11 protein-coding genes are annotated in these 14,468 nt (G+C 66.5%); 7 read left to right on the top strand and 4 right to left on the bottom strand.

Annotated features, from left to right (window positions below):
• Positions 1-264: 264 nt before the first annotated feature.
• The 7 genes from AC1Z3O_RS32000 (at position 265) to AC1Z3O_RS31970 (ending at position 9,593) form a co-directional block, all read left to right on the top strand.
• Positions 265-477: an HP1242/YdcH family protein gene (locus AC1Z3O_RS32000; protein ID WP_483520901.1), complete on the top strand. Its 213-nt coding sequence runs from the start codon at positions 265-267 to the stop codon at positions 475-477.
• A gap of 292 nt (positions 478-769) precedes the next feature.
• Positions 770-1,456, top strand: a complete 687-nt coding sequence (locus tag AC1Z3O_RS31995) for a DUF2076 domain-containing protein (protein ID WP_483520899.1) — start codon at positions 770-772, stop codon at positions 1,454-1,456.
• Positions 1,457-2,008: 552 nt separating this feature from the next.
• Positions 2,009-2,962, top strand: coding sequence for a hypothetical protein (locus AC1Z3O_RS31990; protein ID WP_483520897.1), 954 nt, complete (start codon positions 2,009-2,011; stop codon positions 2,960-2,962).
• A 98-nt stretch (positions 2,963-3,060) separates the two neighbouring features.
• Complete coding sequence (gene gltS, locus AC1Z3O_RS31985; protein WP_483520895.1) at positions 3,061-4,248, top strand: sodium/glutamate symporter; 1,188 nt, start codon at positions 3,061-3,063, stop codon at positions 4,246-4,248.
• A 2-nt stretch (positions 4,249-4,250) separates the two neighbouring features.
• Positions 4,251-5,750, top strand: coding sequence for a TAXI family TRAP transporter solute-binding subunit (locus AC1Z3O_RS31980; protein ID WP_483520893.1), 1,500 nt, complete (start codon positions 4,251-4,253; stop codon positions 5,748-5,750).
• A 406-nt stretch (positions 5,751-6,156) separates the two neighbouring features.
• Complete coding sequence (locus AC1Z3O_RS31975; RefSeq protein ID WP_483520891.1) at positions 6,157-8,523, top strand: acyl-CoA dehydrogenase family protein; 2,367 nt, start codon at positions 6,157-6,159, stop codon at positions 8,521-8,523.
• Positions 8,524-8,597: 74 nt separating this feature from the next.
• Positions 8,598-9,593, top strand: coding sequence for a Bug family tripartite tricarboxylate transporter substrate binding protein (locus tag AC1Z3O_RS31970; protein WP_483520889.1), 996 nt, complete (start codon positions 8,598-8,600; stop codon positions 9,591-9,593).
• 45 nt (positions 9,594-9,638) lie between these two features.
• On the opposite strand, the gene AC1Z3O_RS31965 is transcribed toward AC1Z3O_RS31970, so the two are convergent.
• The 4 genes from AC1Z3O_RS31965 to bcsZ form a co-directional block, all read right to left on the bottom strand.
• Positions 9,639-9,830: a DUF2783 domain-containing protein gene (locus tag AC1Z3O_RS31965; RefSeq protein WP_483520887.1), complete on the bottom strand. Its 192-nt coding sequence runs from the start codon at positions 9,828-9,830 to the stop codon at positions 9,639-9,641.
• Between the two features lie 22 nt (positions 9,831-9,852).
• The gene (locus AC1Z3O_RS31960; protein ID WP_483520885.1) at positions 9,853-11,544 is read right to left on the bottom strand and encodes an FAD-dependent monooxygenase; all 1,692 of its coding nucleotides are present in this window, start codon (positions 11,542-11,544) and stop codon (positions 9,853-9,855) included.
• A gap of 91 nt (positions 11,545-11,635) precedes the next feature.
• Positions 11,636-13,009, bottom strand: coding sequence for an MFS transporter (locus tag AC1Z3O_RS31955; protein ID WP_483520883.1), 1,374 nt, complete (start codon positions 13,007-13,009; stop codon positions 11,636-11,638).
• 336 nt (positions 13,010-13,345) lie between these two features.
• Positions 13,346-14,464 carry a cellulose synthase complex periplasmic endoglucanase BcsZ gene (gene bcsZ / locus AC1Z3O_RS31950; protein WP_483520881.1) on the bottom strand — a complete coding sequence of 373 codons (1,119 nt, stop codon included), beginning with the start codon at positions 14,462-14,464 and terminating at the stop codon, positions 13,346-13,348.
• Between the last annotated feature and the right edge of the window lie 4 nt (positions 14,465-14,468).

The following is a 14,468-nucleotide window of genomic DNA, read 5'->3' as shown; positions in this document are numbered from 1 at the left end:
ATCGGCTGCCTGCGGCGTGCTGGCGAGAGAGGGCCGTAGGCAATGCCGGCAGCCGGGAGCACTGCGGCGCACTCGAAGGCGTGGTGGCCGCCGTGACCGCTTTCTGACGGCGGCATCGGTGATAGGATGGGGCGCTGGCGCGGGGCTGCGTGCGGATGGTTGGCGCAAGCAGCCGCGCCGGGCGTGCAGTGATTGTGGTCGCGGGCCTGTGGATTCTCGCCGCAACGACCACAATGCTTTCATCCACAGAACCAGGAGTCAGCAATGTTCCCTGAGTACCGTGAAGAAGTGGTCCGCCTTCGTGCCGAGGATGGCCACTTCGCCAAGATGTTTGACCGCCATAGCGAGCTGGACCAGCAGATCAGGAACATGGAGGAGGGGAGGACTCCGACCGACGGCGTCTCGATCGAGTGCCTGAAGAAGGAAAAGCTGCTGCTCAAGGACAAGCTCTACGCGATAGTGACGCGTAAGCCCTGAGCCAAGAATCCCGATATCGGACCCGGCGGTGCCGTGCGCCGCCGGATCTTCGTAGCGGCGTCCTCCCGGGGTGCCGCTCAGTCAAGCCAAGGAAAAGGGAAGGGCCGCGGCGCGCAGAGAAGTGCCGCGGCCGCCACGACGAGGCGGTCCCGCGCGGCCTGCCTGACGTGGGGAGGTGGAAGATCCGCCTCTCCGGGCGCCCGAAGGCACCCCCTCTCGGGGCTCTTAAGCTTCACTTAAGTCTTCCTCCATAGACTGGGGCCGTATCGATCCACTCCGACGGGAGAACCATATGACCCCCCAAGACATGCAGGCACTGGAATCCTTCCTGACCCAACTGGTGCAGGCCAGCGCCGGCGCGAAGGATCCGCAGGCGGAGGCCCGGATCGCCGAAGCCGTGGCCCGGCAACCCGACGCCGCCTACTTGCTGGTGCAGCGGGCCATGCTGCTGGACCACGCGCTGGCGTCGGCAAAGACACAGATTGCCTCCTTGCAGAGCCAGGTGCAGGCGCTGCAGGCCGGCGCTTCCAACAGTTTCCTCGATCCGCAGAATGCCTGGGGCAACAGCGCCGGCCGCGCCGCACCGGTGCAACCCATGCCGCCCGCACAGCCGGCGCCCGCTCCGCAGCCGCCCCAAGCCGTACCGGCGCAAGCGTCCCGGCCGGGTTTCCTCAGTGGCGGCCTGGGCAGTACGCTGGGCAGCATCGCCACCACCGCCGCGGGTGTGGCGGGCGGCGCGTTCCTGTTCCAGGGTATCGAGAATCTCTTCCATCGCAACAGCGGCGGCGGCTTCCTGGGCCAACCCGCGATGGGGTCGCTGCCGACCGAGACGACCGTCGTCAATAACTACTACGACGACGGCGGCCGCGCGGGGTTTGATGCGCGCGATGGCGGCAGTGGCAGCTTCCTGTCCGATGGTGGGCTGTCCGACGGACTGGGCGATGACGATTTCATGAACGACGATTCGTCCATTATCTAGCTAGCGCGAGCGCGGCGGGCGGCCTGGCCCGTTCGCCGCGTTGTTGCGGAGGCGTCGCCTTGGCGTTGCCCCGCTGGCCGGACTGCCGCGGGATTCCCACTGAATCCCCACTGAATCCCCGGCGAATTCCCCCCGAATGCCCGCGAAATTCTCTCAATCAGGCAGAGCCAGGTCATGCCGGGATCGCGCGCTGGCTGGCTCCACTGAGCGGCATCCCCTTCCCCCGCCCCATCGCTGGGCGCAAGCGCCGTATCCAATCGCTTCAGGTCGGTCGAACAGAAAATTCAATTCCGCATCGCTGGCCGATCTGCCATCATCTAGCGCGACAGGCGTGACGCAGCGGCGCGGTGAAGGCACCGCGTTTTAGGGCAGCACAGGCGGCGCGCCGGCATCAAGGGGAAGACCGTGAACGCCGAACTTGCCCGCATCCTGTCCGCCCAGCCGATCCGGGTTCTCACGACGACCGACGCCGCGCTCGTCAGAGGCTAGAAGCCCATGCCGCTTCAGCCACGGGCTTCCAGCGTGACCAGGGTGTCCAGGGCGGCTTGCTCGATGGCCGCCGCCCTTGCGTGGTGCGGTGCCACGGCACTGGTGCCGGCTACCGCCCGCGCGCAGGTGCTGCCGCCCGACTTCCAGCTGTCCAACTACAACGTGCAGAAGCAGGCGAATGCCGTGCTGTCGCTGATGGCCTTCGCCGTGGTGCCGGACCTGACCTCCAGCTCGCTTTCCATCAAGAACGCCGCCACCAGCAACCCCGGCATCGTCATGTCCCAGTTGGGCGGCGGCTTTACCATCAGCAAGACCTATCCTCTTTACCTGGAAGGCTCGATCGCCTACAGCCGCTACGATCCGACCTTCGTTGCCACCAATGGCACCGAGTCGCGCGAGATCCCGACGCGCTGGAACACCTTCGCCGGCACCATCGGCGTCGGCTGGGATTTCCCGCTGACCGCCGACCGGGAGCTGGTGTTCCGCCCGATCTTCAATGCATCGCTGGGCAATGTGTCCAGCGACCTGTCGATCGGCAAGTTCCTGGTCGAGCGGGTGACCGACAAGCAGATCAATTTCCTCAATAGCGGCACGCTCAATGCCTACGGCCTGGGCGGCTCCGTGATGCTGGACTGGGAGCACTACCGCCCCAGTCACGAGATCGACGTGGAATTGCGGTATACGAACATCTACCTGCGCAGCTTCGGCGGTTCCTCATCCGCGGTGACCGGCTCGGCGAGCGCGCAGACTGCGAACCTGTATGCGCGCTGGCGCGCGCCCACCGGTCTGATTGCGATGGATCGCCCCGTGCGCTACGTGCTGGAACTGTCTTACTCGCATTACCTCGGCAGCCAGGCCGGGGTGCTCGGCTTCAACTACCTGACTTCGCTCGGGCTCGGCCTGGAGCTGGACACCAGCGCGCATGAGATCTTCGTCACGCGCGTGCGCACGGTGGTGCGCTACGTCTTCGGCAACAACGTCTCGGGCGTGTCGCTGGGGATTGCGGCCAGCTTCTGAGTGCAGCGCTCGAGGGGCTAATGCCTACAGATAGATAAAGTACAGATAATTAAAGCAGGCTCTTCCAGACAGAAGCAGGGAATAACGGGAGGCTTTCCATGACACTCGATCCGGTCGGAAGCCTGCTCGCGGCCCTGGCCACGCTGCTGGTCGGCGCGCTGGTGAACCGGCGCGTCGGGATTCTCTCGCGCTACAACATTCCCGACCCCATCACCGGCGGACTGCTGTTCGCGGTGATTGCCTCCATCCTGCTGGCGGCCACCGGCTTCCAGCTGTCGATGGAGCAGAGCATCAAGCCAACCCTGCTGCTGATGTTCTTCGGCGGGGTAGGCCTGACGGCGGACCTGCGCATGCTGCGGCGCGGTGGCAAGGCCTTGGTGATCTTCCTCGTGATTCTGTTTCCCTACATCCTGGTACAGAACGCGGTGGGCGTTTCGATGGCGCGCGTGCTGGACCTGCACCCGATCTTCGGTCTCGTGGGCGGGTCCATCACGCTGGTGGGCGGTCACGGTACCGGTGCGGCCTATGCCGAGCGCTTCGCCGAGATCAACAACCTGCAGTCCGTGATGGACCTGAGCATGACGGTGGCGACCATCGGCCTGATCGTGGGCGGCATCATCGCGGGGCCGGTCGCCCAGTACCTCATCAACCGATATCGGCTGCGCTCGGCGGCGGACGATGCCGCCGTGGCGGACCGGCGTGAGGCCGCCGCACCTATCTCCACTGTGGCGACCATCGGCGCGCTGGCAGGCATCCTGGCGGCGGTCGTAGTCAGCCGCTGGCTGGCGGGGCGCCTGACTGGCGGCGCCATCACCATTCCATCGTTCCTCTGGTGCATGATGGCCGGTATCGCGCTGCGCAACCTGCTGCCCTTTGCCGGCGTGCGCTGGGACGACCGCGCGGCCGACCTGATCTCCAGCACCTGCCTGTCGCTGTTCCTCGTGATGACGATGATGGCGCTCAATGTCGTCGAGGTGGCACGCTCCGCCGGCCCCTTCCTGCTGATCATCGCGATGCAGGTTGTCTTCATCGTGCTGTACGTCGTGTTCGTGTGCTTCCGCTTCATGGGGAAGGACTATGAGGCCGCCGTCACGTCGGCCGCCTTCATCGGCTTCAATATGGGATCGACGGCCACGGCCATGGCCAATATGGCCGCGATCACCGCCAAGCACGGTCCGGCACCGAGCAGCTACCTGATCGCGCCGCTGGCGGGCGCGTTCTTCGTCGACCTGATGAACGCCGCCGTGCTGACCCTGATGCTGGCCTTGCCGTTCATAGGGGGCTGATCATGCGAGTGCTCCTTGCCTTATGGCTTGCGCTGGTCTTGGCCGGCTGCGGCGGCGGTCCGAGCGCCGACGCCGTCCGTGCGGGCGTGAGCCAACGCCTCGCCCTGGCGTTGCCGCCGAGCACCGTCGAGCTGGCGGACTTCACGCGGCGCGGCTCGCAGCCCGACACCAAGGGCCCGCCGGGCGAGACCCGGCGCATCGTCTACTACGATGCCGAACTGAAGCTCATGCGGGACTTCGACTTCGGCGCCTGGGACGCGCCTGGCGTGGCCGGCCTGGTCTCCGCGCTGGGCGCCGGACCGAAGGGCATCACGGGCATCCGCTCGGGCGGCAACAAGGCGGGCGACGTCATCCACGCCCACGGCACCGCCCTCTACCGCAATGAAGGCGGACAATGGCAAGCTGTGGCCGCCGGCGGCTACACGCCTCCGGAAGCCCCGGCCTATACCACCGGCGCGGCGCGGGGCGCCACCGCCATCCTCGATGCAATGCGCAAGGTCATCGATGCTGCCCAGCAGAGCGCGTCGCCTGCCGAGCAGGCGGTGATCCAGCAGGAGCTGCAAGGGGCCTACGCCAGCATCCAGGCGCGCCTGGCGCGCGCCGAGGCGGGATATGGCATCGCAGCCGGCGAGGAGCATGGCCAGTACCTGCGTCTGGCGCAGGCCATGGCAGGCGGCGCCAAGGTCCGTGCGGTACCGCTGGTGACACATGGCGGCGAGGAGAACCTGCGCCTGCTGCGCGAGGGCAGGGTGTCGCTGGCCATGGCACAGGGGGACGCCGCGCTCGATGCCTACGAAGGCGCGGGCCCCTTCGCCGCCGACGGTCCCTATACCGCATTGCGGGCAATCGGCAGCCTGTATCCCGAAGCCGTGCACGTGCTCGTCGGCGCCAACGCGCCGATCCATGCCATGTCCGATCTGCGTGGCAAGCGCGTCGCCATCGGCACGCCGGGCTCGGCATCGCGCATCACGGCGCTGCGCGTGCTCAAGGCGCATGGCCTGGAGCAGGCCGATTTCGAGCCGCAGGCGCTGGATATCGGCGATGCGCTGGTTGCCCTGCGCCAGAACGAGGTGGATGCCGTAGTGCAGGTCATCGGCGTGCCGGCCGACAGCGTGCGCGACGTGCTGGCGGATGCGCCGGTCCGGCTGCTGCCGCTCAGCCCCAAAGGCATCGCCGCCCTTGTCGGCATGCGGCGCGGCTACTTTCCCTACACCATCGTCCGGGGCGCGTATGCCGGCCAGCAAGAGGACGTGCCGTCGGTCGCCACCGCAGCGGTGCTGCTGACGGCGGGGGACCTGACCGATATCGAGGTCGGGCAGATTACGCGCATGGTCTATGGCCGGGGCGAGGACCTTGCCGCGCGGGGCAGTGCACAGGGGGCGCAGATATCGGCAGCGAATGCGCGGCTCGGCTTGCCGGTGCCGCAGCATCTGGCGGCGGCGAAGGCGCTGGATGCCATGTCAGCGGAGAAGGGCGCGCCGCAGGGCCGATCTTCACAATGAGCTGCGGCTGGATCGGTGCCCGCTGCCGGCCACCAGGTTGAGATATAGCAAGATCCTATATCGCCCATCGCAAAGCTATCTTGGACAGTGATGGCCACCAGGGCGATAGTGGCCCCACTGCCGCGCAATGTACGCGGATTCCAGTAAAGACATTGCGCGGAGACACGATGAGATTGAAGCGCCGTACCTTCCAGTGCGGGGCGAATGTCGCCCTGCCCATGGAAATCCACGGCGTTGCCTGGCCGCGGCCGCGGAGACATCCGGCAACGCGCTGCCCCCCGACGTAGCAAGAGAGGACCGCTGCAATCGCGCAATCAGCGAGCGCCTTCTCGGCGCACCGGACACTGTGCCGCGGCACGCCGATATCCCATTACCCAAGATGACGCACCCACAGAAGGAATTGGCCATGCCAGATTCTGCAGAGGCCGGCGCGCTCGGCGCCTCGCTCCAGGCATTTCGCAAGGAAGTCCGCGACTTCCTGCAGGAGGCGGTGCCACCGGATATCCGTGCTGCCACGCGCGCGCATTGCCTCGTTACCCGCGAGCAGGCGGCCAGATGGCAAGGCATCCTGCACGCACGAGGATGGGCCGCGCCCGGCTGGCCGCGCCAGCATGGCGGTACCGGTTGGTCCCTGGTGCAGCAGGCGATCTTCCGCGAGGAACTGGCGGCCAGCGACGCCCCGTATGCGGAGAACCTCGGCATCGACACGATCGGTCCCACGCTGATCCGCCACGGCACCCCCGAGCAGTGCCAGCGTTTCCTGCCGGGCATGCTCTCCTTCGACGATTTCTGGGCGCAAGGCTACTCCGAGCCCGACGCAGGCTCCGACCTGGCATCGCTGCGTACGTCGGCGCGCCGCGACGGCGACGCGTGGGTCGTCAATGGCACGAAGATCTGGCAGAGCCTCGGGCATTGGGCCAACTGGGCGCTGGTGCTGGTGCGCACGGATGCCGCTGCAGAACGCAAGCAGGACGGCATTTCCGTGTTGCTGATCGATCTGCGCTCGCCCGGCGTGACGGTACGTCCCATTCGCTATATCAATGGCTCGCAATTCCATGTGCAGATGTTCTTTGACGACGTACGCGTCCCGGCCGGGAACCTGGTCGGCGCGGAGAGCGGGGGCTGGGCCATTGCCAAGGGCCTGCTGGTCATCGAGCGCCTGTTCGTGGCACGGGTGGCCGAATGCAAGGCGGAGCTCGCTCGTGTGGCAGGGTTGGTTGCGCAAGGGCGCAGCGACGGCGATCCCGAGCGGGACATGGAGCGCGCCTTGCTCAAGCGCCGCCACGCCGCCCTGGACATTCGCATGAGCGCCCTCGAAGCGGCGTGGTGGCCCGCCGTGAGGCAGGCCGCGCAGGGCGGCAGTCCTGAGCTGGAAGCGTCCCTGCTCAAGCTTGACGGCATCCAGCTGCTGCAGGATCTGCACCTGTTCAGAATGGATGCGGTCGGCACGGCTTCCCTGCCATTCGATCCCGGCGCGGTTGAGGGCAGGCCGGGCGACGGGCAGGCGGGACATGCAGGCAACCACGCCTTGCATATGTGGCGCTACCGCGGCAGTTCGCTGGCGGGCGGTTCCTCCGAAATCCAGTATCAGATCATCGCCAAGGCGATCTTTTCCGGACGAACGGAGATCGACTCACCGCATACCGGCCACCTTGGCGAGCAGCAGGCCATGATGGTCGATAGCGTGCGCCGCTGGCTGGACAAGCATTACCGCTTCGAGCGCCGGCAAAGGATCATCGCTGCCTCAGACGGCTTCGACGAAGCCGCGTGGAGCGGGCTGGCCGAGCTTGGCTTGACCGGCCTGGCCATTCCGGAGGCGGCCGGCGGCCTGGGCAACACCATGGGAGACCTGTTGCCGATCATCGAGGCGCTGGGCGAGGCGCTGGTGCTTGAGCCCTTGCCATGGAGCGCGGTGCTTTGCACGCAGGCGCTGCTCGCCATGCCACAGGGCGCAACCCGCGACGCGTTGCTGGCCGACCTGGCCAGCGGACAGACCCGCTGCGCACTGGCGTGCGGCCAGGAAGCCATCGATGGCCGGATGCCGACCCCCGGGATTGCCGCGCTGCGCAGCGGCGAAGGCTGGCAGCTGAACGGTGTCAGTGCGATGGTGATGGGCGGCGCCCACGTGCATCGTTTGATCGTGGCCGCATCGGTCGAAGGCGGCGGCATCGGTCTCTTCGACGTACCGGCGAAGGTCCCCGGCGTTGCCCTGCGCGGCTATCAACTCCATGACGGGCGCGGCGCGGCCGACCTGCGCGTGGATGGCGTCGCATTGGGGCCAGACGCATTGCTCGTTGGGCCGGAGCACGCCTTGGCGTGCCTGCAACAGGCCTCGGCCTTGGCCACCGTGGCCTTGTGCGCGGAAAGCGTCGGTGCCATGCGGCAGGCGCTGCGCTTGACGGTCGAGTACCTGCGCACGCGCAAACAGTTCGGGCGCACGCTGGCCGAGCAGCAAGTGCTCCAGCACCGCGTCGTCGATCACTACCGCGCCTGGAACAACGCGCGCTATCTGGTGCAGCAGGCGATGGCTGAGTGGGATACCGGGCCAGCGGCGGAACGCGCTCGCCGTGTGAGCGCGGCCAAGTATATGACCGGCACCGCTGCTCGCAGCATCGCACTGGACGTCCTGCAATTGCATGGCGCCATCGGCTTGCAGGACGAGACGCCCATCAGTCATTACAGCAAGCGGCTTATCGGCAACGACCTGCTATTGGGCGATGCCGCCAGGCATCTCGGGCGCTTTGCTGCCAGCGCGGACGCGGTCCGGAGGTAGCCCGGACGTGATGCGGACGTGATCCGGATGTAGTCCGCCGAGGCTTTCGACAAAAACAGAAGAGGAGGAGACAGATGCCATCATTCCACGCAGTAACGCGCCTCGCGCTTTCGCTTGCCTGCACGCTGGCCGCAACGACGCATTCCGCCTCTGCGGGCGCGCAGGCGGATACGGCGTGGCCCAGGCGGCCGGTCACGATCGTCGTGCCGGGCGCGGCGGGTGGCACCATCGATATCCCTATCCGGCTGCTTGCCAAGAAGCTCAGCACGCGCCTTGGCCAGTCCTTCATCGTCGACAACCGTCCCGGCAGCGGCGGCATCATCGGAACGCAGGCGGCGCTGCGTGCGCCTGCTGATGGCTACACGCTGCTGGCTGGCAATGTCGGCCCGCAAGCGATCAACTACAGTGCCTACAAGCATCTCAGCTATGCGCCGTCGGATCTGACCCCGATCACCGACATCATTGCTTTTCCCAATGTCCTGGTCGTCAACGCGCAATCGCCCATCAAGAGTGTGGCCGACCTGACGGCGCAGCTCAGGCAACAAGCCGGAAAGCTCTCCTTCGGCTCGGCTGGAATCGGCCAGACAAGCCATCTGGCAGGCGAACTCTTCAAGATCCGCACCGATACCGATGCCATTCACGTGCCGTACAAGGGCTCCACGCCCGCCACCACGGCACTGCTGGCGGGGGAAACGACATTCCAGTTCGATAACCTGACGCAAGCCCTGCCGCATATCCGCTCCGGAAAGCTGCGCGCGCTTGCCGTGACATCCGCGCAGCGCGTGCCCAGCCTCCCGGACGTGCCTACCATGGCGCAGGCCGGCTTCGACAATTTCCTGTCGACTGCCTGGGTCGGCATCTTCGTCGCGGCGAAGACGCCGGCGGCCATCGTTTCCCAGATCGAGCAACAACTTGCGGCCGTCATGAGCGATCCGGACCTGCTCGCGCAGATCCAGCAATTGGGGGGCATTCCAGGCGGCCAGCCACCGGAGAAGTTCGCGGCATTCGTGGCCGGCGAGCGCAAGCGGTGGGGGGAGGTCATCAGCACCGCGCATCTGACGCTGGAATGAGGCATGCGCTTGCGCCAGACAGGTGCCTTCTCCGCTGTGGTGGCGTCACAGATCCTTCAATGCTGACTGCACATGCTGCTCGAAGCGCTCGGGGTCTCCCAGTGCGTTGGCGTTGATGAGCGCCAGCTTCACCAGGAATAGCTGGGCCTTGTCGGTGCCAGCCTGATCGATGGCACTGGCAAGCGCGTCGTAAACGGTCTCCAGGCCGGCAATGGTGAGGGTCTTTTCGGAAGTCATGGGGCGGTGTCCTGAGAACTCGTCACTGGGGTAGGGCGGTGCGCAAGGCAGCGCGCAGTCGGGTTGCATCCAGCGTCAGCCAGCGGGCGCACACGTGCTGGTCGGGGCGCAGCAGGTAGGCGGCGCCGCTGGCCTGTACGCCATAGCGCTGGCGGAAGTGGCCGGTGGCGTCCACAAAGGTGAGGTCCGCCCCGGCCACGGGCTGGGATGCGCCGACGGCGATGACCTGCAGTGGCACGCCGCGGGCTCGGGCTCCACGGATCACCTCCTGAAGCGGCTCCGGCAAGGCAGTGGCTTCGGTGAAGTACAGCAGATCGAAGCCGCCACCCAGATGATCGAGCAGGAAGTCGTCGGCCGCTAGGCGGATGTTGCGGGGCGGTGCGCCGTGCGCAGGGCCCTCCGCAAAAAGCGCATTGTCGTCGCCCGCGCTGTTGAGCGCCGAATCGGAATACTCATGCGGCCGCGAGGTGCGCCAGTGATAGAGCGGCCGGACGAAGGCCTCACTGAGCGACAGCGACAGCACGGCGTCGCGCAGCAGGCGGAAGCCTTGGGTGGGCGGCGTCATGAAGCGCGTGCTCTTGCCCGCCTCGTCGATGATCTCGCGGGCCGCGCCGACGCGCTCGGCGCTATGGTTGGCCAGCAGCTTGCTGCCTGCGAGCCCCTTGATGACGAAGGCAAGATGCCAGCCTAGCGATTGCGCGTCCTGGAAGGCGGTATTGGCGCCGCGCACACCGAAGATCGGCAGCAGGTGGGCGGCGTCGCCGGTGAAGATCACGCGCCCCTGCACATACTCGGGCAGGGTCAGGGTGCGCGCAGAGTAGACGGAGCACCAGTCCATCTCCCAGCGTGCGCCGGCGTGGCCGATCATCGCCAACTGGGCGTCGATGCGTGCCTTGAGCGATTCGGGCCGCAGCGCGTCCTCGGGCGTTTCACCCGGCGGCAGCTGGTAGTCGACCCGCCAGATCCCGTGCGGCTCGCGGTGCATCAGAATCGTGTTGCCCGGATTCCAGTCGGGGTCGAAGAAGGCCAGCCGCTCGGTCGGCAGCGGCAGGTCGATCTTGATGTCGGCGATCACGAACAGCCCCTCGTACGAGGCCCCCTCCATCTGCAGGCCCAGCGCGGCGCGGATGCTGGAGCGGCCGCCGTCTGCTGCGACCAGCCAATCGGTCTCCAGTGTGTAGGGGCCTTGCGGGGTGTCGATCTCGACGCGGGCGAATTCGCCCCGCTGCTCGACCCCGACCACCTTGTTTCCCCAGCGCAGTTCGATCAGCGGATTGGCCGCGCAGGCGTCCAGCAGGTACTCCTCCAGGTACTGCTGCTGGATATTGAGCATGGGGAAGAAGCGGTCATCCGGGTCATGCGGTGCCTCCATGCGGAAGACATGCTGGCCCCGGTAGTACGAGTTACCGAAGCGCCAGGGCAGGCCGTTCTCCATCATGCGTCCGGCCACGCCGACCTGCTGCAGGATCTCCATCGAACGGCGCGTGAATACGATGGCACGGCTGCCCTGGGAAACCTGGAGTTCCGGCGTGACGATCACGCTGGGCACGCCATGGCGGGCCAGTTCGAGCGCGGTGACCAGGCCGGCCGGGCCGGAGCCTGCGATCACGACGCGTTTGCGTTCGTCCTGCGGATGGGAGGAGGGCAGCCAGGGCGCGAACACCTGGTACTCGTAGTAGATCGAAGGACGGGCTTCAGTTGTAGGCTGATGCATGGGGCTTGGCTTCTATTCAGGAAATCGGGGTGAGTTTGGCCGGATCGGGTGCCTCGGCTTCGGCGTGCGAGCGGGACGACGGCGCCTGCCTTCAGGCGGCCGCCTTTGGCGCGCGCGGAATCGGCAGAACAAGGAAGACCGCGCAGCCCACCACCAGCAGCGCTGCCGCGTAGAGCAGGCCGGTGGTGAAGCTCTGCGTCATATCCTTGAGCCAGCCCACTACCAACGGGTTGAGGGCAGACCCGATGTTGCCGGTGGCGTTGATCACGGCAATGCCCAGGGCACGCGCGGCGAAGCTCAAGGCATGGTCCGGTGTGGTCCAGAAGATTGACATGGCGGTGTACGCGCCGGTCGAGGCCAGGCACACGCCCAGCAATTGCACGCCAGGTTGCGACGACCAGGCGGTGAGCAGCCAGCCCGCCGCCGCGCACAGCATCGGCAGCACGGTGTGCCAGCGGCGTTCCTGGGCGCGATCCGAGCGCCGGCCCCACCAGATCATGCCGATGATGGTGCACACCTGGGGGATGGCGGCAAGCAGGCCGATGGTGGTGTTGCTGGCGCCGCCGGCGAAGCTCTTGACGATCAGGGGCGTCCACACGGCCACCATGGCCAGGCTGTTGACCAGGCAGAAGTAGGCCAGCGAGAACTTCAGCACGGTGGCCGAGGTCAATTCCTTCCACAGGCTGCGGTGGGTGCGGTGGGCCTTGCCCGAATCCTTTGGCTGCGGATCGGTCCGATGCTCGGCGGCCAGCAGTCGGGCGAGCGCATGCTTCTCGTCGGGCGTGAGCCAGCGCGCCTGCGCCGGCGAGTCGCTCAGATAGAAGTACACGATCACGCCGAGCACGGCGGCAGGCAGCCCTTCTAGCAGGAACAGCCACTGCCAGCCCCTGAGCCCGCCCAATCCATCCAGGCCCAGGATCACACCGGAGATCGCTGAGCCGAAGGCAGCCGTGACCGGCATCGCGATCATGAACAGCGCATTGGCGCGTGCCCGGTAGGCCGCCGGAAACCAGAGCGTCAGGTACAGCAGCATGCCCGGCAGGAAGCCCGCCTCCGTGATCCCGACCAGCACGCGCAGCCAGTACAGCGTGCCGGCATCGGTCGCGAACAGGGTTGCGGTGGAAGCGAGCCCCCACGCGATCATGATGGCGGCAATCCAGCGCCGGGCGCCGACCCGCGCCAACACAATATTGCTGGGCACACCGCAGGCAATGTAGGCCAGGTAGAACAGGGTGGTGGCCAGGCCGAACTGGGTACTGGAGAGACCCAGGTCCTTCATCATGGTGAGGGCGGCGAAGCCGATATTGATGCGATCGAGAAACGATACGACGAACAGCAGGAACAGGAACCACAGCAGATGACGCGATACCTTGGCGATGATCTGCCGGCTCTCGGGGCTGCCGTGGCTGGTGTGCGCAGGCGACGCATCATCTGCGGTCTGGGGGATTCTGGCGAGTGAACTCATGGGGGGGCTTCTCCTGCGGCACGGTACGCCGGCAGATGACTGGACAAGGAACGCGCTGGCCTCCCAGGGCGTGCAGCCTTTGGCGCTGACCGCCGTGATGCCCTCATCCGGGCGGATCGCAGCGGCCATTTATAGTTGTGTGCGCAACTAGTATGTGACAGGCAGGGGATCGGCGAAATCGGGGTTTTTACTAGTTTAGTGCGCAACTATCTGGCGCGATCCGCAGGTGAGGGATGCGCCATGCGGCGCGCCTCCGCTCTAGCTGTTTGTGCGCGCCACGTATCGCGCAGGACGGTCGCGCGGCTCGATCATGGGTCGCACGGAGGGCGGGGGCGTCTACCGCAGGATTCCGTCGACGCTGAATTCATACCGCCGTTGAGCCCAGCCGGTGGCAAAAAGGATCAGATTGCGGTCGTAGTAAGTGAGTGATGGCCACCGCCGGGCCACATCACTTTCCATCTGCGCCAGCAGCCTGGCGGCGAGCTGGGCCTGGCCAGCGGAGACCAGGAGCGGATAGATCGCCGCGGAGAATCCTGGCGGCCCTTGCCCGAACACTTCGCCCGTTTCCACGTTCACATAATGTGGTACCTGGCCACTGGCCGAATATGCCTTCGACATACCGGAAAGCGACGACAGAATCTGTCCGCAAGAGGGATCCTCGCGGCTCAGCATGCCGGCCCAGAGATAGGTCCGGATCGCATCATAGCTGCCCGTGGGGCCCTTGCTTGATTCAACCGAGAAGCCTGCGCCGTCCTGGAAGCGGTACCAGTCCGGCACGAAGCCGGCCGGCGCGCTGCGGATCAGGAGCTTGACCTGGTTGGCGGCGATGGACTGCCACGGCCCCCCGGGCTGGTGGCCGGCAAAACGCCGCAACAACTGGACCGGCGCGTAGCTCGGGTTCAGCAGGTAGCTGCGGTCATCCAGCCGGAACCCGCTTCTTCCCGGAATCAGCAGGAAGCTCCCGTCCGCCAGCGTTGCCACTTCACTGGAGTGGATCGCGTCAAGCATCTGTGTGCCGAGCGCGCGGTAAGCCGGACGCTCCCACAGGCGCGCGGCTTCCAGCAAGGCATAGCCGATCCAGAGATCGGCATCGCTGGCGGAATTGCCGTCGACGATGCCCCAGCTGCTGTCCTGCCGCTGTCCCCACAGCCATGCAGGCGGCTGCGTGCGGTCAGCCCACAGGTGGTCCAGGGTCCAGCCCAGTATCCTGTCAAAGCGGGACCGGTCGTTCGCGACGAGCGAGAAGAACAGTGCGTATGCCTGGCCCTCGGATGTGGTGCGGGCTTCGCGGGCATGCTCCATGACCCGTCCGTCCGCACTCAGGGTTTCGCGTGCATAGCGTTCCCACAATGTCCATGGCGCTTCGGCGGCGGCCCAGGTGAAGGGCATGCGGCATGCGGTGCCGGCACAGAACAGCATGCTTCTTTCGAGCCAGCGCCGGCGGGATTGGTCCATGCGC

This window comes from Cupriavidus sp. 09_S30 (genome assembly GCF_056930435.1).
Note: the sequence above shows the minus strand (reverse complement) of the source record. Positions and strands in the feature narration are given on the sequence as shown.